The following is a 21140-nucleotide window of genomic DNA, read 5'->3' as shown; positions in this document are numbered from 1 at the left end:
AGGTGAGCGTGATTTGCAAGTCACATGATCACGTTATCTCGCAGCCGCGATGGGCGAGGGCGGTTCACGCATCAGGGCGGCCGTGGTAACGCCCTGTTAAGGCGTCGCGCCCTTATGGTTAAGCGTTGGTGACGCAGACAGGGACGATTGCCCGTTGCACCGCTTCCGCACTCGAATGTCCGGCGTGACGGCGCCGAAGGCCAGAGCGCTCGTCTGCGGGCTCGTCTGCGCCTGGCTTTCGCTCGGCGGCTTTTTGCCCGCGCGCGCCAATCCCCGCTCGACCAATGATTTCCCGGTCGCGACCGACGCCAAGCTTGAGCAGTCCGGAGAGACCGTCCGCCTGACCATGACGCTGTCGCGGCCCGTCGCTGTCGAAACCTCGGTGACTGCCGCGCCGGACCGGATCATCGTCGATCTGCCTTCGGTCAATTTCCAGGTCCAGCCTGGCGCCGGTCGCGCCGGAGCGGGCTTTGTCAGCGCCTTCCGCTACGGCCTGTTCACGCCGGACCGCTCGCGCATCATCATCGAATTGTCGCAGCCTGCGACGGTTGCCCGGGCGGAAGTGCGCGAGCGGCGTGGCGGCTTCGGCGAACTGGTGATCGAACTGAAACGCGCCTCGCGCGCCGACTTCCAGGCAGCCGCGAGCGAATCAGCTGCCAGGCGACGGGATACCGCGCCGCAACTCGTCGAACCGGCCAAGCCCGCCGGCGATCAACGCCAGCTCGTCGTCATCGACCCCGGCCATGGCGGCATCGACCCCGGCGCGGTCGTGGCCTCGATCGAGGAGAAGGCCGTCGTGCTGGCCTTTGGCGTCGCGCTCAAGGACAGTCTCGAGGCTTCCGGGCGCTATCGCATCGTGATGACGCGCGACGACGACCGATTCGTGGCGCTCGGAGAGAGGGTCAAGATCGCGCGCGCAGCGGGCGCCGATCTGTTCGTCTCGATCCACGCCGATTCGCTGAAGCAGGCGCAGGAAGTTCGCGGGGCGACGATCTATACCGGCTCGGAACGTGCGACCGATGCCGAATCGGCCAGGCTCGCCGCCAAGGAAAACCAGGCCGACGCGGTTGCGGGCCTCGATTCCAGCGAGGATACGCAGGATGTCGCGGGCATCCTGATGGATCTCGCCAAGCGCGAGACGCGGACCTTTTCGTCGGTATTTGCGCGCAATCTCGTCGAGAAGCTCGGCGGTTCGGTAAAAATGCACAAGGTGCCGCTGCGCTCGGCGGGATTTCGCGTGCTGAGTGCGCCTGATGTGCCCTCGGTGCTGATCGAGCTCGGCTACATGTCGAGCCCAAAGGACGCCGAACTGCTCAATTCCACGGATTGGCGGATGCAGGCGGTCGGCGCCGTCCACGCCGCCGTCGACGGCTATTTCGAGCAGGGGCGCGCTCCTGCCGGCAAAGCCGCCGAGAACCGGCGCTGAAACGGAACGGCGGTTGATGCGAAATGTGGTCCCAAGGCCACGCTTCCGCCATCTCCGTCGTGCTATAGGACTGATTTGCGAGCGCCTGCGTTGCGGGCGCGCCGGCTTGTGACAACGAGGGCCAGGGCCTGCGATGCGGTTTGTTCTGCGAATCTTCGGGTGGCTGTTTGCGGCCGGCGCGATCGTCTTCGTGATCGGCGCCGTCGCCGCCGCCGGCTTCGTCTGGCATTTCTCGAAGGACCTGCCCGATTCCGCGCAGCTGCGGAACTACGAGCCTCCGGTGATGACGCGCGTCCACGCCGGCGATGGCTCGCTGATCGCCGAATTCGCGCGCGAGCGCCGGCTCTACCTGCCGATCCAGGCCGTTCCCAAACTTGTCATCGACGCCTATCTCTCGGCCGAGGACAAGAATTTCTACAAGCATGTCGGCGTCGATCCCGAGGGTCTGGTGCGCGCCGCGATCTCGAACTTCCGCAACCGCGCCGCCGGCCGCCGCCCGCAGGGCGCCTCGACCATTACGCAGCAGGTCGCCAAGAACTTCCTCGTCGGATCCGAGCAGAACATCGAGCGCAAGATTCGCGAGGCGCTGGTCGCGCTGCGGATCGAGGCGACCTATTCGAAGGACAAGATTCTCGAACTCTATCTGAACGAGATCTATCTCGGCGCGCCGGCGCCAGGGCAGGGCAGCTATGGCGTCGCCGCCGCCGCGCTGAATTATTTCGGGAAGTCGGTGCATGAGCTCAACCTGCAGGAAGCGGCCTATCTCGCCGCGCTGCCGAAGGCGCCGACCGACCTGCATCCCTTCCGCAACCGCGAGCGCGCCATCGAACGCCGCAACTACGTCATCGACCGCATGGTCGAAAACGGCTTTGCCAAGCGCGAGGCGGGCGACGCCGCCAAGAAACAGCCGCTCGGCGTCAATCCGCGCACCGTTTCGCCCAACAATATCGCAGCCGGCTATTTCGCCGAGGAAATCCGCCGCGAACTGCAGGATCGCTACGGCGAGAAGAAGCTGCTCGAGGGCGGCCTTTCGGTTCGCTCCACCGTCGATCCGAAGATGCAGCTGATGGCCCGCAAGGCCCTGGTCGATGGCCTGGTGCGCTTCGACGAGGCGCGCGGCTGGCGTGGCGCGATCCAGAAGGTCGATCTCGGCGCGCGCGACTGGGGACTGGCGATCGGCGAACTGAAGGTTCTGGGCGATGTCGCGCCGTGGCGGCTGGCCGTGGTGCTCGACGTCGTCGGCGACAGCGCCAGGCTTGGCCTGCATCCGCTGCTGGAGACGTCCGGCGCGCTCAAGAGCGACCGCGAGACCGTGACGCTGGGCGGCGAGGGCATCAAATGGACGCGGCGTTCGCGCGTCTCGCAGGCCGTTTCGACCGGCGATGTGGTCTATGTCGAGCCGATCGACGGCAAGCCCGGCCAGGTCCGTCTGCGCCAGCTGCCCGAGGTCAATGGTGCGATCACCGTGATGGACCCGTTCTCGGGCCGCGTGCTGGCCATGGTCGGCGGCTTCTCGCATGATCAGTCGGAGTTCAACCGGGCGACGCAGGCGCAGCGGCAGCCGGGTTCGTCGTTCAAGCCTTTCGTCTACGCGACCGCGCTCGACAACGGCTACACACCGTCCTCGATCGTGCTCGACGCTCCCATCGAGATCGACCAGGGCGGTGGGCTCGGGATGTGGCGGCCGGAAAACTACGACGGCAAGTCGACCGGGCCGCGCACCCTGCGCTACGGAATCCAGTTCTCGAAGAACCTGATGACGGTTCGGCTCGCCAAGGATGTCGGCATGCCGCTGATCGCGGAATATGCCCGGCGCTTTGGCGTCTATGACGATCTGCTGCCGGTGCTCTCGATGGCGCTGGGCGCCGGCGAGACCACGGTGATGCGCATGACGGCCGGCTACGCCATGCTGGTCAATGGCGGCAAGAAGATTCGTCCGACGCTGATCGACCGCATCCAGGATCGCTTCGGCGCGACGATCTTCCGGCACGACCAGCGCGTCTGCGAAGGCTGCGACGCCGACAAATGGGCCAACCAGCGCGAGCCGCGCCTCGTCGACAACCGCGACCAGGTGCTCGACCCGCTGACCGCCTATCAGATGGTCTCGATCCTTGAAGGCGTCGTCAACGCCGGCACGGCGACCGTGGTCAAAGCCGTGGGCAAGCCGCTCGGCGGCAAGACCGGCACGACCAACGATGCCAAGGACGTCTGGTTCGTCGGCTTCTCGCCCGACCTCGCGGTGGGCGTCTATATGGGCTTCGACAAGCCGAAGTCGCTGGGCACCTCGGCGACCGCCGGCCAGTACGCCGCGCCGATCTTCCGCGACTTCATGATGGCGGCGCTGAAGGACAAGCCGGCGACGCCGTTCCGTGTGCCGGCCGGCATCAAGCTGATCCGCGTCGACCCCAAGAGCGGCATGCGCTCGGGTGGCGAAGGCGGCATTCTCGAAGCCTTCAAGCCCGGGACGGCCCCGCCCGACAGCTACTCCGTGATCGGCGCCGCCGGCGACGGCATCACACCGCTCAGCGTCGCGCCCGGCGGCGGCGCGGGCCGGTCTGTGGGATCGGGGACCGGCGGGCTGTATTGACGACTTCCGCAATAGGCGGGAAGCGCGGACGGGGAACCCTCTCCCGGAGGGAGAGGGCAGGGTGAGGGGGCGGCCCTTCTCCGCATTGAGTGCGCCCTGGCAGACGCTCCCTGCATTTGACTGGTCCTACGTCCATCACCTAACCCTGCCCCTCTCCTGACAGGAGAGGGGGGTCTTCCAGCGCCTCATTTACAGCGCACTGCAATCCTCCTATCTCCGCACACGATCACACGTCCGAGGCCTTTCGCATGCGTCCAGAAATCCAGACCCAGCTCGACAACGCCAAGCAGTCGATCGGACTGCTGAGGAGGCATCTTTGACTGGGATGTCGCACAGCGCCGTCTCGCCGAACTGAACGCACTCTCCGAAGGTCCCGATTTCTGGAACGATGCCGAGGCCGCGCAGAAGCTGATGCGCGAGCGCACCGGGCTCGAGGAGCAGATCGAGGGCATCGGCAAGCTCGAGCGCGATCTCGACGATGCTCTGACTTTCATCGAGCTCGGCGAGATGGAGGACGATGCATCCTCGATCGCCGAGGGCGAAGCCGGCATCAAGGCCGTCGAGGTCGAAGCAGCGCGCCGACAGGTCGAGACGCTTTTGTCGGGTGAAGCCGACATGCTCGACACCTATCTCGAAATCCATCCCGGCGCCGGCGGCACCGAGAGCCAGGACTGGGCCGAGATGCTCTTGCGCATGTACCGGCGCTGGGGCGAGCGCCGCAAGCTCAAGGTCGAGACGCTGGAATACCAGGATGGCGACACCGCCGGGATCAAGTCGGCGACGCTGCAGTTCAAGGGCCACAACGCCTATGGCTGGCTGAAGACCGAAAGCGGAGTGCACCGGCTGGTGCGCATCTCGCCGTTTGACTCGAATGCCCGGCGGCAGACCTCGTTCGCCTCGGTCTGGGTCTATCCCGTGGTCGACGACCGCATCGTCATCGACATCAACGAATCCGATTGCCGGATCGACACCTATCGCGCGCAGGGTGCCGGCGGCCAGCACATCAACACGACCGATTCGGCGGTCCGCATCACCCATATCCCGTCAGGGATCGCGGTGTCGTGCCAGCAGGAGCGCTCGCAGCACAAGAACAAGGCCAAGGCCTGGGACATGCTGCGTGCGAGGCTCTACGAGGTCGAGCTGAAGAAGCGCGAGGACAAGGCCAACGCCGAGCAGGCCTCCAAGACCGATATCGGCTGGGGCCACCAGATCCGCTCCTATGTGCTGCAGCCCTATCAGCTGGTGAAGGACCTGCGCACCGGGGTGAGCTCGACGGCGCCCTCGGAGGTGCTGGATGGCGCGCTCGATCCGTTCATGGAGGCGTCGCTGGCGCAGCGGGTCTATGGCACGGAAGTCGAGGTCGAGGACATCGACTGACGGCCAAACCCGCTCCGGCGGCCGTCTGACGCGACGTTCCGCGCTTCCGGTGCTCACGGACTTAAGTCCGCTCCGCTCCGGTTCTCGAACGCCGCGCCAGCCGGCTGACCAGAGCGAGTTTGGAAAGCCAAGTCCGGCTGAAGTCTCAGCTCTTGGCCGCCAGCTTCATGCCGGCCTTGAGGAACCGCGTCGGGTCCATCGGCTCTTCGTTGACGCGGGTTTCATAATGCAGATGCGGGCCGGTGGAGCGGCCGGTGGTGCCGACACGCCCGACGACGGTGCCGGTCGTAACGATCTGGCCGACGGTCGCCAGGATCGCCGACATATGGGCGTAGCGCGTGGTGATGCCGTTGCTGTGCTCGATCTCGACCATGTTGCCGTAGCCGCCTGAATATTCGGCGCTGATGACTTTTCCAGGCGCGGTGGCGCGAATCTGCGAGCCCGATTCAGCCCGGAAATCGACGCCGGTGTGCATGGCCGGGCTGCGCGTGAAGGGGTCGACGCGGTAGCCGTAGTTCGAGGTGAAATCAGCCTCGCCCGCCATCGGGCGCGCCAGCGGCAATTGCTCGACCAGGCCGCGCAGGCGGAAGACCGCGGCAATCCTGGGCTGCAGGGCGTGAAGCTTCGCCTCGAACGGGCCCGTCGTCGGATCGATCTTGAACGGCACGAAGGGGCCGCCGACGCCGGCAGGCGCCGGGCCGGCGACGGTCAGTTTGTCGCTGTCGAGGCCGGTTTCGGCGAGCGCGCCGCGAATGCGCTTCTGGGTCTCGGCCAGGCTCTCGTCCATGTCCTGCAGGGCGGCGAGCTGTGCACCCGATGTCGAGGTCATCGCCTTGTCCAGCCGGTTCAACGCCGTCGAGACGCGCTCGGCGGGTGGCTTGGGCTGTGCTTCAGTCTCGCCCGACTGCCATGGCTGGACCTTGTTCTGCTCCGCGCCGCGCAAGGCGGGCGCGTCTGGCGCCGGCATTGGCTTGGTCGGCATGATCGGGGCGAAGCTGGTGACGCCCGAGGCGCGGATCGGCTCGTCTGGCTTGATCAGACGCGGCCGCAGCTGCGCCTTCGCGTCCCTGGCGAGGCCGCCGGTCTGGAGTGTGTCGGCAAGCGCGGTCACAAGCGCCTGCCGCGACTCGAGTTCGGCCTGCCGGGTAGCAAGCTCGTCGACGCGGGCCTCGACGCCGTCCTGGTCTAGCAGGGCGCGGCTGGCGAGGCGGTCTATATCGGCCCGCAGGGCCGCGATCCGGTCCTCATAGGCGTATTGGCGCGTCGTTTCGCGAGCGATCAGCTTGGCTGCGAGATCGTCCTTGCTGAAGATGTACCATCCGGCCGCTCCGCAGCACGCCGTCGTCAGCGTCAGCCACGCAAGGCCGGCGAAGGCAGTGGCGCGCCCGACGGTGTAGGTCCTGTGCGTGGCGAGGCCGGCGACGGGAAGCACGGGGGCGGGCGAGGCTGAGTGAGTCATACGCGGGACCGGATGTGAACGCTGCCGATCCCATGATTAGAGCTGGTTAAGGTTAATCTTTCGCAAACCGCGCCTCTTCTTTCCGCCGACGCGGTGAAGCTAGAGCGCCTGCGCCGCCGCCAGAACCTCCTGCGCATGACCGGCGACCTTCACCTTCGGCCAGATTCTCGCGATGACGCCGTCCTTGTCGATCAGGAAGGTCGTGCGCTCGACGCCCATATAGGTGCGGCCATACATGCTCTTCTCGACCCAGATGCCGTAGGCCTGCAGCGCGGTCAGGGTTTCGTCGGCGGCGAGCGCGAAATCGAGGCCGTGCTTCTTCTTGAACTTGTCATGGCTTTTCACCGGATCGGGCGAAATGCCGACGATTTCAGCTCCGGCGGCGGCAAATTCCGTGCGCAGGCCGTTGAAGGCTATCGCCTCCTGTGTGCAGCCGGGCGTGTCGTCCTTGGGGTAGGCATACAGAACGACCTTGCGGCCTTTCAGGCTGCTGAGCGACACTGTGCCGCCGCCATCGCGCGCCAGCGTGAATTCGGGGGCTTTGTCGCCTTGTTCTAGCGCCATATCTCGCCTTCCTTTCGTCGCCTTCGCTCGCCATGAGCAGCCATCCCCAATATGGCGCGGGCGGGCGCAGCGGCTAGTGTGTCGATGCCCGCGCGCGACGATTCGGGCGGGATATCGAACTTCGTCCGAAGTCGGGCGTTCGAGAAGTCTCGACGAGCTTGCCGACCGACCATCAGACACGCTTCCAGAACGCAGGACCGCGCAGGCATTGCAGGAACAGGACGCCCACAGCCAGGCCGCGCGGATGTCTGGCCCGATGCCGGTCGCGGCGGCGAGTGCGCAGGAGGCCTGCGACGTCGCGGCCGTGAAGAAGCGCGCCAAGGCCGGGCTTGTCACGATCGCCGTCGCGATCACGGTGGCGGTGCTGACGCTTGCGGGTGCGGCCGTGACCTTGCTGGTGACGGGGCTTGTGCCGCTGTCGGGGCTCGAGGACCGGATTTCGGCTGCGATCGAGGAGCGGCTCGGCAAGGGCTGGACCGTAGAGGCGGCGTCGGCGGAGCTTGGGCGCATCGATGGCCATTCGCAGTTGCGCGTCAGGCAGGTCTCGTTCCGCCATAGCAGCGGCGCGACGATCCGGGCCCCGGAAGCCATTCTGGGCTATGAGCCGCTCGCCTTGCTGCGCGGCGAGATCAGGCTGGTCTCGGTTGATCTGCGCGGCGTCAATGTCCGCCTCGGCGTCGACAAGGATGGCGCGCTGATCGTCAACGCCGATTCGGCTCCGGCGGAACCGCAGCCGGCCTCGACCTTGCCCGACGCTGCCCAGTGGAACGCCCTGACCGGGATCATGGGCGCGATCACGACGCTTGGGCAGGGCGACGGGCTGCTGGGTGCGCTCGAAACCGCCGGCATGAACGGCGCGAGGCTGTCGCTGGTCGACCCCGACGGGCGGCAGAAGGCTGGCTTCGAGGATGTCGAGATCAGGCTCACGCGCGCCGGCGAGCGCACGACCCGGCTGACCATGAAGGGCCGCACGGGCTCGCGCTGGAAGGAGCTTGCGATCGACCTGTCGAACGATGCCGACGGGACGCAGCGCGCCGATATCGAGATCCTGCGCTTTGAACCTGCCGAGGTCGTGGCGCTCGCGCTCGGCACTGGCGCGATCACGGTCGAGGGCCTGCCGATGAAGGGCAGGGCCTCGCTCGTGCAGACGACCAACGGCAAGAGGACGGTCTCGGCCCAGTTCGACGTGCTGCCCGGCACGATCCGCTTCCCCGACAGCCCGCTTGCGCCGGTTCATGTCGACGCCGCCCATCTCGAAATCGCCAGTGCCGACGATCTGAGCGTATTGGAGATGCGCATGGGCGAATTGCGCGCCGGCGCGACGCAGCTGAAAGGCTCGGGCACGTTGCGCGAGGAGCAGGGCGCCTGGCGGCTCACGCTCGACGCGGCCGGGCAATTGGCCGGCATCGATACCGATCCCGCGATCAAGGTCGACAGCATGAAGGCCGACCTGCTGCTCGATCCACGCTCTAACGAGGCGCGCTTTGACGCCGTCTCGGTACGCGGCCCGACCGTGGCCGCCATCATCAAGGGCGTGGTGCAGAAGACCGGCAGCTCGCCGACGCAGCGCATCAGCGTCAAGGCGACTGATTCCGACGCTCGCGCCGTGCTGGCGCTGTGGCCGGCCTGGACCTCGCCCGAGGTGCATTCGACGTTGTCGCGGCAGATCGCGTCGGGCCGCATCGCAAATCTCGAGGTCGAGCTCGATCTGCCGGCCGAGGACCATGCCCGCCTGCTGCAGGGCGCCGGAATTCCCGATCGTGCCCTGTCCGTCATCGTCGACGCCACGCAGGTGCGTTTCCTGCCCGGGCCGGGCCTGCCGCCGCTGGTCGACGGCAGCATCTCCGGCAAGGCGACCGGGCGGACGGTGCAGCTGACAGTCTCGAAGGCCGCAGCGGACCTCGGCAATGGCCGCCAGCTGGCCTTGAGCGAAGGCAGCTTCACGATTCCCGAGACCTGGATGGCGCGCGCCCAGGCTCGCGCCGCCTTCCGCTCGACCGGGTCGATGGAGGCGCTGGCGGCGCTGACGGCCTTTCCCGCATTGAAGGATTTCACGGCTGGTACGATCGACCCCGCTTCGCTCCGGGGTGCGAGCGACCTGCGAACAGTGGTGACCCTGGCGCTGGTCGACGATCCACGGCCGGGCGAGGTCGTGGTCCAGAGTTCGGGAAACCTGACCGGCGTCTCGTCGGATACGCTGCTGGGCACCGAGAAGCTCGACGGCGCCAATCTGACATTGAATATCGACCGCGCTGGCATGGTCGCCAAGGGCGAAGGCCGGATTGGCGGCGACCGTGGCCAGATCGAAGTCAGGCAGAACAACAAGGGGCAGGGCGAGGCGACGGTGTCGATGGCGCTCGACAACGCCGCGCGCCAGAAGCGCGGGCTCGGCCCCGAAGCGGGCATCAACGGCACGGTTCAGGTCAAGGTAGTGAAGGCGCTGGGCAAGGGCGTCGATACGCCGCCGCGCGTCGAAGTGGACCTCAGCAAGGCCGCGCTCGATGGCGCCATTCCCGGACTGAGCAAGCTGGCCGGCCGGCCCGGCAAAGCGAGCTTTACCTACGTCATCGACCCCGACGGCCCCGACCTCGAAGACTTCGTGCTCGATGCACCGCCGGCGCTGATGAGAGGGAAGGTCGAGCTCAACAGGCAGAACGCCTTCGAGGCCGCGACGCTATCGCAGTTCAGGCTCTCGCCCGGCGACAATTTGAAGGTCGAAGCCAGGCGCGACGGCAACCTGACCAAGCTCGTGATCCGCGGCGCGGTCGCCGATGTCCGACCCTTCATCCGCGATCTGCAGAATGCGTCTGGGCCAGCCCAGCGCGGTGACAAGGCGGCCAAGGGCGGCGATCTCGATGTCGATCTCGATGTGCCGATCCTGACCGGCTTCAACAACGAGGCGATCAGCAACGGCGTGCTGAAGCTTTCCAAGCGCAATGGCGAGACGCGTTCGCTGTCCTTTCAGGGCCGCATCGGCCGGGCCGACGTAACGGCAAAACAGAGCCGGCAGGGCGACGCGCCGGGCGCGATCGTGGTCCAGTCCGAGAATGGCGGGGCGCTGCTGCGTTTCGTCGACCTCTACCGTCGCGCCTATGGCGGCGACCTGATCCTGAGCATGGGGCCAGGCGACGTCAGGCAAAGCGGCGAACTTCTGTTCCGCAACTTCCTTGTCCGCGACGAGCCGGCGCTGCGGCGCGTTATCGGCGAGCAATCGGCCTCGGTCCCTTCGGGTGATCGCACAGTCGGATCGGGCCCGACGCCGTCGCGAATCGACGCCAGCGAAGTCGGCTTCACCAAGCTCCGGGCCGAGTTCACCCGCTCCGCCAGCAGGCTCGACGTCTCCGACATGGTGATCTGGGGCCAGCAGGTCGGCTTTACCTTGCAGGGCAATGTCGATTACGGGCGCGACCGGGTCGATATCGGCGGCACCTTCGTGCCGGGCTACGCCTTCAACAATGCGTTTGCACAGGTGCCGGTGGTCGGCGCGCTGCTCGGCGGCGGCAGCCAGTATGGCGGGTTGTTTGCCGTGAATTTCCGGATTTCGGGCGCAGCCAGCGCCCCGACCATGTCGATCAACCCGCTCTCGGCGCTGGCGCCGGGCATCCTGCGCAGGTTCGTCGATCCGCTCGGCGGCGCGCCGGAGCGGCAGCCAATCCAGCCGGGGCAATCGCCAGCGCAACCTGCGCCGCCACCCGGCCGCTGAGCGCCGGCGGGCCTATTCCGGCCGCAGCAGGACGTGCTTCTTCTTCCCGAACGACAGCTTGATCACGCCATCGGAGGTCAGGGTGGCCGCCGACAGCATCGCGCGCTCGTCGGTTACGGCGATGTCGTTGACGCGCAGGCCGCCAGCCTTGACCTGCCGGCGGGCCTCGCCGGTCGAGGGCACGAGTCCTGCCTTGACGAATGCCGTGAGCACGCCAAGGCCGGCATCGAGTTCCGCCTTGTCGATGGCGATGCTCGGCAGGTCCGTCGCCAGCCCGCCATCCTCGAAGGTTTTCCGCGCCGTCTCGGCTGCGGCTTCCGCTGCAGCGCGGCCATGCAGCAGGGCGGTGACCTCGGTCGCCAGCAGCTTTTTGGCCTCGTTGACCTCGGCCCCGCCCAGCGCGGAGAGCTTGGCGATCTCGGACAGGTGCATCGTCGTGTAGAGCTTCAGGAAGCGCTCGACATCGGCGTCCTCGGTGTTGCGCCAGAACTGCCAGAATTCGTACGCGCTCATCAGATCGGCGTTGAGCCAGACCGCGCCAGACGCCGTCTTGCCCATCTTGCCGCCTGACGACGTCGTCAGCAGTGGCGAGGTCAGCGCGTAGAGTTGCACATTGCTCATACGGTGGCCGAGATCGATGCCGTTGACGATGTTGCCCCACTGGTCGGAGCCGCCCATCTGCAGGATGCAGCCGGTGCGCTTGTTGAGTTCGACGAAGTCGTAGGCCTGCAGGATCATGTAGTTGAATTCGAGGAAGGACAGCGACTGCTCGCGCTCCAGCCGCGTCTTGACGCTGTCGAAGGACAGCATGCGGTTGACCGAGAAGTGCCGGCCGACATCGCGCAGGAATTCGAGGTAGTTCAGGCCGAGCAGCCAGTCGGCATTGTTCATCATCGACGCTGCGCCGCCGAAGTCGAGGTAATTGGCGAAGACGCGTTTGATGCCCTGCAGATTGTGGTCGATATCCTCGATCGTCAGCAGCTTGCGCGATTCCTCCTTGAAGGAGGGATCGCCGACCATCGAGGTGCCGCCGCCCATCAGCGCGATCGGCTTGTGACCGGTCGCCTGCATCCAGTGCAGCATCATGATCTGGATCAGCGAGCCGGCATGGAGCGAGGTCGCGGTGGCGTCGAAGCCGATATAGGCGCTGATCGGTCCCTTCAGGGCAGCCGCGTCCAGCCCCTCGGGATCGGAGATCTGGTGGACATAGCCGCGCTCCGACAGGACGCGCAGAAGATCGGATTTGAAGGTCGTCATGGGTTCAACAATCGAATCGGGTTGTCTGGTGGCCCTATCGCCATGGTCGGGCCTGTCCCGACCATCCACGTCTTCGTCCGGCGAGCGCAGTCTTCAAGACGTGGATGCTCGCCACGAGGGCGAGCATGACGGTGTCGGCTGCGGAGGAGCGGCTATTCCTGCTCCTGCTCGACCTTGGTGAGCTCGGGGCCGACATTGCGGTCGAGATAGGCGCCGACCTGCGCCATCAGCACATCGACTTTGCCGTCGAAGAAGTGGTTGGCGCCCTCGACGACGGTATGCTCGATCTGGATGCCCTTCTGGGTCTTCACCTTCTCGATCACCGCCATGACCTCCTTGACCGGCGCGACGCGGTCTTCAGAACCGTGCACGAACAGACCCGAAGACGGGCAGGGCGCGAGGAACGAGAAATCGTAGCGATTGGCCATCGCCGCGATCGACATGAAGCCCTCGATCTCGGGGCGGCGCATCAGAAGCTGCATGCCGATCCAGGCGCCGAAGGAGACGCCGGTGATCCAGCAGCTCTTGGCCTCGGGGTTGAGCGCCTGCATCCAGTCGAGGGCTGCCGCCGCGTCCGAGAGCTCGCCCGCGCCGTGGTCGAAATGGCCCTGGCTGCGGCCGACGCCACGGAAATTGAAGCGCAGCGCCGAGAAACCCCGGTTCACGAAGGTGTAGAACAGGTTGTAGACGATCTGGTTGTTCATCGTCCCGCCGAATTGCGGGTGCGGATGCAGGATGATGGCGAGCGGTGCGCCGCGCTTCTTGGCGGGCTGATAGCGGCCCTCGATCCGGCCGGCCGGTCCGTTGAAAATCACCTCGGGCATCGTCTTTTCGCCTTTTGTTGGGCTACGGCCGCGCGCGCCGGGCGAAAGCGACGCCCAAGCGCCGCCAAATCGCCCCGTCGCCCTTGACGGCCCCGCCGCTCGCGCCCTACATCAAGCGCTTAGAACAGTTCTAACAGCCGTGAACGGACCGGGAACGAGATCGTCTCTCGCTAATGAGCGACGGCAATTTCCCCGCCCATGGCGGCTTGGACGGGCGGCTATAGCACGGCGCAGGGGTGCGATTTCAAGCCTTTCGTGCCGGACGCTCAGATGTCGACCGCAGCAATGGAGCCTGAAGTAGCGTGACCGGGTTCTCCCGCGCCTATCTCGACCACAATGCGACCACGCCGGTGCGTCCGGAGGTTGTCGAGGCGATGGTGCGTGCGCTGGCGCTGCCGGGCAACCCGTCTTCGGTGCATGGCGAGGGCAGGGCGGCGCGTGCGGCGATCGAGCGCGCGAGGGAGCATGTCTCCGCGCTGGTCGGTGCGACGGCCGCCAATGTCGTCTTCACCAGCGGCGGCACCGAAGCCAATGCGACCGTGCTGTCGCCCGGGCTGATGGATTGCAGCGGCGGGCGGGATTGCATCAGGACACCTGCGTCGCTGCTGCTGCACGGCGCGACCGAACATCCTTGCGTAATCGACGGCCATCGTTTCCCGGCCGGTGCGGCCGAGGCTATTCCGGTCGATGCGCTCGGGGTTGCCGATCTCGGCTGGCTCGAAGCGCGGCTGGAGCGGCTCTGCGTCGAACGGCCCGGCGCGCGCGCGCTGGTGTCGCTGCATCTCGCCAACAATGAGACCGGCGTGATCCAGCCGGTTGCGGAGGTCGCGGCGCTGGCGAAGCGCTTTGGAGCTCTCGTCCACAGCGACGCGGTTCAGGCGGCCGGCAAGATCGCAATCGACATCAATGCGTTGGGTGTCGATGTTCTGACCATTTCCGCTCACAAGCTTGGCGGGCCAAAGGGCGTCGGCGCGATCATCTTCCGCACCGGCGCGCTGGAACTTTCGGACAAGCCGATGCGTGGCGGCGGGCAGGAGCGCGGCTGGCGGGCTGGCACCGAGAACGTGCCGGGCATCGTCGGTTTTGGCGTCGCAGCGGCACTGGCCGCGCCGGCGCTCGCCGGCGAGGCCGTGCGGCTTGCCGGGTTGCGCGACCGGCTCGAAGTGGGGCTTTGCGAAATTGCGCGCGACAGCGTGATCTTCGGGGCCGGCGCGGCGCGACTGCCCAACACCAGCGCTTTCGCTACGCCGGGCGTAAAGGCGGAGACGATGCTGATCAAGATCGATCTCGCCGGAATCGCCTTGTCGTCCGGCTCGGCCTGTTCGTCGGGCAAGGTCAGGCGCTCGCATGTGCTGACAGCCATGGGCGTCGACCCTGCCATGAGCGCGGGGGCCTTGCGGGCGAGCCTCGGCTGGACCACTTCCGGGGCGGAGATCGACCAGTTCCTGGCGGCCTATGCGAAAGCACTGGCCGCGACCAGACCCGGCGAGGTTCAGGCGGCAGCCTGAGATCCCGGACAAGACGAAGACCAAACCGGCGGGCCTTGAACCCGCGACAGGAGAGCAGGCAATGGCAGCGGTCCAGGAGACCATCGATCAGGTCAAGTCGATCGACGTGACGGAATATAAATATGGCTTCGTCACCGAGATCGAGATGGAGAAGCCCGCCAAGGGCCTGACCGAGGACACGGTGCGCTATATCTCGGCGCGCAAGAACGAGCCGGCCTGGATGCTGGAATGGCGGCTCGACGCCTTCAAGCGCTGGAAGACCATGACCGAGCCGGCGTGGTCGCGGGTGAACTACCCGCCGATCGACTATCAGGACATCTATTATTACGCTGCTCCCAAAGGGGCCTCGCCGCAGTCGCTCGACGAGGTCGATCCGGCGATCCTGGAGACCTACAAGAAGCTCGGCATCCCGCTGCGGGAGCAGGAAATCCTGGCGGGCGTCGCGCCCGAACGCCGGGTTGCGGTCGACGCGGTGTTCGACTCGGTCTCGGTCGTCACGACCTTCAAGAAGGAGCTGGCGCAGGCCGGCGTGATCTTCTGCTCGATCTCGGATGCGATCCACGAGCATCCCGAGCTGGTGCGCAAATACCTCGCCACCGTCGTGCCAGTGACCGACAACTACTTCGCGACGCTGAACTGCGCCGTCTTTACCGACGGCTCGTTTGTCTACATCCCCAAGGGCGCGCGCTGCCCGATGGAGCTGTCGACCTATTTCCGCATCAACGAGCAGAACACCGGCCAGTTCGAGCGGACGCTGATCATCGCGGAAGAAGGCTCCTATGTGAGCTATCTCGAAGGCTGCACCGCGCCCAAGCGCGACGAGAACCAGCTCCATGCGGCGGTGGTCGAGCTGATCGCGCTCGACGACGCCGAGATCAAATACTCGACCGTGCAGAACTGGTATCCCGGCGATGCCGAGGGCCGGGGCGGCATCTACAACTTCGTCACCAAGCGCGGCGATTGCCGCGGCAAGAACTCCAAGATCTCGTGGACGCAGGTCGAGACCGGCTCGGCGATCACCTGGAAATACCCGTCCTGCATTCTGCGCGGCGACGGCTCGCGCGGCGAATTCTACTCGATCGCGGTCTCGAACGGCGCGCAGCAGGTCGATTCCGGCACCAAGATGATCCATCTCGGCAAGAACACGACCTCGAAAATCATCGCCAAGGGCATCGCTGCGGGCAAATCCGACTCGACCTATCGCGGCATGGTCTCGGCCCACCGCAAGGCGACGGGTGCGCGCAATTTCACCAATTGCGACTCGCTGCTGATCGGCGACCAGTGCGGCGCTCACACCATCCCCTATATCGAAGCCAAGACCGCGACTGCGATCTTCGAGCACGAGGCGACGACGTCCAAGATCGGCGAGGACCAGCTGTTCTACTGCCAGCAGCGCGGGCTCTCGGCCGAGGAGGCCGTGGCGTTGATCGTCAACGGCTTCGTCAAGGAGGTGCTGCAGCAGCTGCCCATGGAGTTCGCGGTCGAGGCGCAGAAGCTGATTTCGATTTCCCTTGAAGGCTCCGTGGGCTGACGCCCGATCGTTTCCGAGATGCCCGGGTCAAGCCCGGGCATGACGCCAGGATCAAGCGCGTCATGGTCGGACTTGATCCGACCATCTCCTGCAGAATGGAACTCTGACCAATGCTCGAAATTCGTAATCTCGTCGTCAAGATCGCCGACGAGGACAAGCAGATCCTCAACGGCCTCAATCTCACCGTGAACGACGGCGAAGTGGCGGCCATCATGGGGCCCAACGGCTCCGGCAAATCGACGCTGAGCTATGTCATCGCCGGCAAGCAGGACTACGAGGTCCTTGACGGCGAGATCCTGCTCAACGGCGAGAACGTGCTGGAGATGGAGGCCGATGCGCGCGCCGCCGCCGGCATCTTCCTCGCCTTCCAGTATCCGCTGGAGATCCCCGGCGTCGCCACCATGACCTTCCTGAAGGCGGCGATGAACGCCCAGCGCCGCGCGCGCGGCGAGGCGGAGCTGCTGACGCCAGACTTCATCAAGCAGGTCAATGCGGCGGCGGATTCACTCAGCATCGACAAGGCCATGCTGCGCCGGCCGCTCAATGTCGGCTTCTCCGGTGGCGAGAAGAAGCGCATGGAGATCCTGCAGATGGCGCTGCTTTCGCCCTCGATGTGCATCCTCGACGAGACCGATTCCGGCCTCGACATCGATGCGCTGCGCATCGTCGCCGACGGCGTCAATCGCCTGCGCGCCCAAAATCGCGGCTTCCTCGTCATCACGCATTACCAGCGCCTGCTCGACCATATCGTGCCCGACACCGTTCACGTCATGTCGAAGGGCCGCATCGTGAAGACCGGCGGCAAGGAACTGGCTTTGGAGCTCGAAAAGAGCGGCTATGCCGCTTACGCGGACGCTGCGTGATGGCGATCGTCACTCCCCTGAAGACGGCGGCCGAGCAGCAGCTTTCGCAGCAATTTGCCGCGATCAAGGCCGAATTGCCCGGGGCAAATGCCGTGCGCAAGCTGCGCGAGGATGCCTTTGCCGGTTTCGAGGCCAAGGGCCTGCCGCATCGCAGACTGGAATCCTGGCGCTATACCGATCTGCGCTCGCTCCTGCGCGAGGCCAACCCTCTGGTCCGCAAGCCGGTGTTGACGCAGGCCGTGACCGACCGGCTCGCGCTGCAGACCATATCCGGCACGCGCCTCGTCACGATCGACGGCATTTTCAGCCCGGCACAGTCCGACATGGACGGGTTGCCCGAAGGCGTGTCCGTGCGCGGGCTGGCCGAAGCCTTGATCGAGGCGCCGGATATGTATGCCGACGCGCTGCGCGCGCCTGAGGTCGCGGCCGACGATGTCGGCGTGATGCTGAACGTGGCGCTGATGCAGGACGGCGTCGTGGTCGAGATCGCGCCCGGCGTCGTGCTCGATCGCCCGATTCTGCTGCTGGCGCTCGGCAGCGGCACCAAGGAGGTCGCGATCTTCTCGCGCTCGCTGATCAAGATCGGGGCCGGCGCGAAGGCGACCATTGTCGAGCTTCACGAGAATCTCGGAACCTCGCCCTATCAGCTCAACCACGCGATTTCGTTTTCAGTCGGCGATGGCGCGAGCGTCGAGCATGTCCGCATGGCGACGCGGCAGCGGCCGGAATCGGTGCAGGTCCATTCGATCCTGGCCGAAATCGGCGCCGACGCCGATTTCGGCGTCGTCTCGCTGGTCGCCAATTGCGGAACCATCCGCCAGCAGAGCTTCCTGCGCTACGGCGGCGAGCATATCCGCGCCGCGCTGCGCGGCATCTCGCTGTTGCGCCGGCAGGAGCACAGCGATGTCACACTGGTGATGGACCATGCCAAGCCCCATGGCGAGAGCCGCGAGCTGTTCAAGGCGGTCATCGAGGGCGAAGGCACCGGCGTCTTCCAGGGCAAGGTCGTCGTCCGGCCGCAGTCGCAGAAGGTCGACGGCAGCATGAAGAGCAACGCGCTGCTGCTGAACGACGGCGCGACCATGTTCAACAAGCCAGAGCTCGAAATTTTTGCCGACGACGTCGTCTGCGGCCATGGCGCGACAGTCGCGCAGATGGATGGCGAGCAGCTGTTCTATCTGATGGCGCGTGGACTTCCCCGCCCGCAGGCAGAGGCTCTGGTGCTGACCGCCTTCGCCGGCGAGGTGGCCGAGTTCGTCAGCGACGAAGCCGTCCGGGAGATCATCATGCGCGAGATCGAAACCTGGCTTGGCGAGCGCGGGGCCACGGTCGGAGGGGCGGTCTGATGCCCTACATCAACCTCCAGATCACCAAGGGCGCGACGCGCGCGCAGAAAGCGCAGATCGTTGCGGAGTTCACGCAGACGCTGGTCAAGGTGCTCGGCAAGAATCCGCAGAACACCCATATCGTGATCCAGGAGATCGAGCGCGAGAACTGGGGACATGGCGGCGAGCTGGTCGCCGACAGGGCGCCCGCGCCCCCCGCAAAGGCCTGAGACCATGAACGCGATCGTGAAGCCCTATGACGTCGAGGCGATCCGCAAGGATTTCACGATCCTGTCGCGTGAGGTCTATGGCAAACCGCTGGTCTATCTCGACAACGCGGCCTCGGCGCAGAAGCCCGAAGCCGTGATCGAGGCGATGACCCGGCTGATGCGCGAGGACTACGCCAATGTCCATCGCGGGCTGCACTATCTCGCCAACGCCTCGACGGAAGCCTATGAAGCTGCTCGCGAAAGCGCCCGGCGCTTCCTCAACGCGGCCCATCTCGAGGAGATCATCTTCACGCGCTCCTCGACCGGCTCGCTGAACACGGTCGCCTCCTCGCTCGGACGCTATCTCAAGATCCAGGAGGGCGACGAGATCATCCTCTCGATCCTGGAGCACCACTCCAACATCGTGCCCTGGCACTATTGGCGCGAACGCCATGGCGCCGTGATCAAATGGGCGCCGGTCGACGAGGACGGCAACTTCCTGATCGAGGCGTTCGAGAAGCTGATCACGCCGCGCACCAAGGTGGTGGCGATGACGCATATGTCGAATGCGCTCGGCACGATCGTGCCGATCGCCGAGGTCGCCGCGATCTGCCGGACCTACAAGATCCCGCTCGTCGTCGATGGCAGCCAAAGCGCGGTGCATCTGCCGGTCGACGTGCAGGCGCTGGGCTGCGATTTCTACTGCTTCACTGGTCACAAGGTCTATGGGCCGACCGGCTCGGGCGTGCTCTGGGGCAAGAAGGAGTGGCTCGACAAGCTGCCGCCCTATGAGGGGGGCGGCGAGATGATCGTCACCGTCAGCGAGGATACGGTCACCTATAACGACGCGCCGCACCGGTTCGAATCCGGTACCCCGGCGATCGTCGAGGCGGTCGGACTGGGCGCTGCGCTCGACTATATGATGGCGCTCGGCCGCGAGAACATCGCGGCGCATGAGGCCAAACTCGGCGACTACGCCATGCAGCGGCTCGGCGAGATGAACTCGATCCGCATCTTCGGCAAGGCGCGGGACAAGGGCGCGATCGTCGCCTTCGAGATGAAGGGCGCGCACGCCCATGACGTCGCGACCGTGATCGACCGCGCCGGCGTGGCTGTTCGGGCGGGCACCCATTGCGCCATGCCGCTGCTCGCCCGATATGGAGTGACCTCGACCTGCCGTGCGTCCTTTGGGCTCTACAACACGCTCGAAGAAGTCGATAAGCTCGTCGAAGCCCTGCGAAAGGCCGAGACCCTGTTCTCCTAGGGTCGCCTTTCGCCAGAACCGGATTTGTTGCGATGACCGACACCGCCGAAGACCTGAAGCCGAACGCCCCGACAATGGGCGCGAGCAGCACCTTGCCGCCCGAGGAGATCGACCGCCTCACCGACGACATCATCGCCGCGCTGAAGACGGTCTACGATCCCGAAATCCCCTCTGACATCTACGAACTCGGCCTGATCTACCGTGTCGACATCGCCGATGACCGCATGGTCGCGATCGACATGACGCTGACCGCGCCCGGCTGCCCGGTGGCTGGCGAAATGCCGGGTTGGGTCGAGAACGCGGTTTCGGCCGTGCCGGGCGTCTCGGGCGTGCAGGTGACCATGACCTTCGATCCGCCCTGGGACCAGTCGCGCATGTCCGACGAGGCCAGGGTCGCGCTCGACATGTGGTGAGCGGCAACTGCGCACTTAATCTTGCGGCGTTTTCGAGCCGTCTCTGTCGCGACCATGGCCGTTGCCGCTGGTCGCGTCGCCGTCCTTCGACAGGACAACCGGGTTCGCGCTCACCAGCCCATCGGGATTGGGATCGCTCATTCCGGGCCGGTACTGGCCGGCAGCGTCCTGCCTGACCCGTTCGGCCGCCCTGCCGGCATCCTCGTCGAAAGGCGCGTGGGGCCCGGTCGGATGCCCTGAATCGGGACTTGGGCCCGGACGCTGCCGTGCCGCCGCCCCAAGGTCTCCCGGTCGGCGCGGCTTGTCGTCCTCGGGACGATCCATGTGCTCGCGGTTCTGCTCCGTCATGGCGGCCTCCATTGATTGCCTGGTCTCATGGCAACCAACCCGTCGGGCGATCGTTCCGCTTTATGGGCGAACCGTCGCCTGATGGACGTATTTCCCACTTTTGCGCATAGTCGCCGCATGCGCTTCACGAAATGGGACTATCTGGCCTTCCCGCTGCTTGCGGCGCTCGCGATTGGCGTGGTCTATAGCGCGCTGCGTCTCGTCGGGTTCTTCGGGCTCGGCATCCTCGGCCTGATCATCGGCTTCATCGCGGTGCGCATGGATCTGGAGCGCGACGGCGCCAGCAGCGATCCACGCGTGCTGGAAGAGCAGTTCAAGGCCCGCAATCGGATGTCCCGCGCCGAGAGGGCCGATTTGCACGCCGGGCAACTTGCCCGCCTGAAGCCGTTATTCGTGGCGCAGATCGTCGCCGCCGGCTTTATCATCCTCGGCTTCGGCCTCCACTTTCTGCTCTGACGGCCGTCGCTGTCGCATCGTGCCGC

The 21140-nt window shown here is 65.9% G+C and carries 17 protein-coding genes; 12 read left to right on the top strand and 5 right to left on the bottom strand.

Features of this window, described 5'->3' with window-relative positions; all coding sequences use genetic code 11:
- Positions 1-184: 184 nt before the first annotated feature.
- The 3 genes from AC1DZY_RS15830 to prfB all read left to right on the top strand — a co-directional run bounded on the left by AC1DZY_RS15830 (position 185) and on the right by prfB (position 5390).
- Positions 185-1426: an N-acetylmuramoyl-L-alanine amidase gene (locus AC1DZY_RS15830; RefSeq protein ID WP_476821084.1), complete on the top strand. Its 1242-nt coding sequence runs from the start codon at positions 185-187 to the stop codon at positions 1424-1426.
- Positions 1427-1559: 133 nt separating this feature from the next.
- Complete coding sequence (locus tag AC1DZY_RS15825; protein WP_476821083.1) at positions 1560-4013, top strand: penicillin-binding protein 1A; 2454 nt, start codon at positions 1560-1562, stop codon at positions 4011-4013.
- Positions 4014-4261: 248 nt separating this feature from the next.
- Positions 4262-5390 (top strand): peptide chain release factor 2 gene (prfB, locus tag AC1DZY_RS15820; protein ID WP_476821082.1). Its coding sequence is split into 2 segments (ribosomal slippage): positions 4262-4330 and positions 4332-5390, totalling 1128 coding nucleotides; the frame shifts between segments, so codons are not numbered across the junction.
- Positions 5391-5535: 145 nt separating this feature from the next.
- Here prfB and AC1DZY_RS15815 read toward each other — a convergent pair.
- Together AC1DZY_RS15815 and AC1DZY_RS15810 are read right to left on the bottom strand one after the other, a co-directional pair.
- Complete coding sequence (locus AC1DZY_RS15815) at positions 5536-6822, bottom strand: M23 family metallopeptidase (RefSeq protein WP_476821081.1); 1287 nt, start codon at positions 6820-6822, stop codon at positions 5536-5538.
- A gap of 126 nt (positions 6823-6948) precedes the next feature.
- Positions 6949-7413 (bottom strand): peroxiredoxin, encoded by a 465-nt coding sequence (locus tag AC1DZY_RS15810; protein ID WP_476821080.1) that lies wholly within the window; start codon positions 7411-7413, stop codon positions 6949-6951.
- Positions 7414-7657: 244 nt separating this feature from the next.
- Between AC1DZY_RS15810 and AC1DZY_RS15805 the strand changes: the two genes are divergently transcribed.
- Positions 7658-11116, top strand: coding sequence for a hypothetical protein (locus AC1DZY_RS15805; protein ID WP_476821079.1), 3459 nt, complete (start codon positions 7658-7660; stop codon positions 11114-11116).
- Positions 11117-11128: 12 nt separating this feature from the next.
- Here the strand turns inward: AC1DZY_RS15805 and tyrS are convergent, their stop codons facing one another.
- Together tyrS and AC1DZY_RS15795 are read right to left on the bottom strand one after the other, a co-directional pair.
- Positions 11129-12373 (bottom strand): tyrosine--tRNA ligase, encoded by a 1245-nt coding sequence (tyrS, locus tag AC1DZY_RS15800; protein WP_476821078.1) that lies wholly within the window; start codon positions 12371-12373, stop codon positions 11129-11131.
- A 152-nt stretch (positions 12374-12525) separates the two neighbouring features.
- Positions 12526-13197 (bottom strand): alpha/beta hydrolase, encoded by a 672-nt coding sequence (locus AC1DZY_RS15795; protein ID WP_476821077.1) that lies wholly within the window; start codon positions 13195-13197, stop codon positions 12526-12528.
- A 302-nt stretch (positions 13198-13499) separates the two neighbouring features.
- On the opposite strand from AC1DZY_RS15795, the gene AC1DZY_RS15790 reads away from it, so the two are divergent.
- The 7 genes from AC1DZY_RS15790 to AC1DZY_RS15760 all read left to right on the top strand — a co-directional run bounded on the left by AC1DZY_RS15790 (position 13500) and on the right by AC1DZY_RS15760 (position 20310).
- Positions 13500-14705, top strand: a complete 1206-nt coding sequence (locus AC1DZY_RS15790) for a cysteine desulfurase family protein (RefSeq protein WP_476821076.1) — start codon at positions 13500-13502, stop codon at positions 14703-14705.
- A 61-nt stretch (positions 14706-14766) separates the two neighbouring features.
- Complete coding sequence (gene sufB / locus AC1DZY_RS15785; protein WP_476821075.1) at positions 14767-16236, top strand: Fe-S cluster assembly protein SufB; 1470 nt, start codon at positions 14767-14769, stop codon at positions 16234-16236.
- 110 nt (positions 16237-16346) lie between these two features.
- Positions 16347-17099, top strand: a complete 753-nt coding sequence (sufC, locus tag AC1DZY_RS15780) for a Fe-S cluster assembly ATPase SufC (RefSeq protein WP_476821074.1) — start codon at positions 16347-16349, stop codon at positions 17097-17099.
- Positions 17099-18445, top strand: coding sequence for a SufB/SufD family protein (locus AC1DZY_RS15775; RefSeq protein WP_476821073.1), 1347 nt, complete (start codon positions 17099-17101; stop codon positions 18443-18445). The genes sufC and AC1DZY_RS15775 overlap by 1 nt, the downstream gene beginning before the upstream one ends.
- Positions 18445-18654 (top strand): tautomerase family protein, encoded by a 210-nt coding sequence (locus AC1DZY_RS15770; protein WP_476821072.1) that lies wholly within the window; start codon positions 18445-18447, stop codon positions 18652-18654. Before AC1DZY_RS15775 ends, AC1DZY_RS15770 begins: the two co-directional genes overlap by 1 nt.
- A 4-nt stretch (positions 18655-18658) precedes the next feature.
- On the top strand, positions 18659-19897 hold the full coding sequence (locus AC1DZY_RS15765; protein WP_476821071.1) for a cysteine desulfurase: 1239 nt from the start codon (positions 18659-18661) through the stop codon (positions 19895-19897).
- Positions 19898-19929: 32 nt separating this feature from the next.
- On the top strand, positions 19930-20310 hold the full coding sequence (locus AC1DZY_RS15760) for an SUF system Fe-S cluster assembly protein (RefSeq protein ID WP_476821070.1): 381 nt from the start codon (positions 19930-19932) through the stop codon (positions 20308-20310).
- Between the two features lie 15 nt (positions 20311-20325).
- Here AC1DZY_RS15760 and AC1DZY_RS15755 read toward each other — a convergent pair whose 3' ends face one another.
- Positions 20326-20658: a hypothetical protein gene (locus tag AC1DZY_RS15755; RefSeq protein WP_476821069.1), complete on the bottom strand. Its 333-nt coding sequence runs from the start codon at positions 20656-20658 to the stop codon at positions 20326-20328.
- A 27-nt stretch (positions 20659-20685) separates the two neighbouring features.
- Between AC1DZY_RS15755 and AC1DZY_RS15750 the strand changes: the two genes are divergently transcribed.
- A complete protein-coding gene (locus tag AC1DZY_RS15750) occupies positions 20686-21114 on the top strand; it encodes a hypothetical protein (protein WP_476821068.1) in 429 nt (142 codons plus the stop codon).
- Positions 21115-21140 lie beyond the last annotated feature (26 nt).

Source organism: Allobosea sp. P2_A10, assembly GCF_056405115.1.
This window is presented reverse-complemented; position numbering and strand designations above follow the sequence as displayed.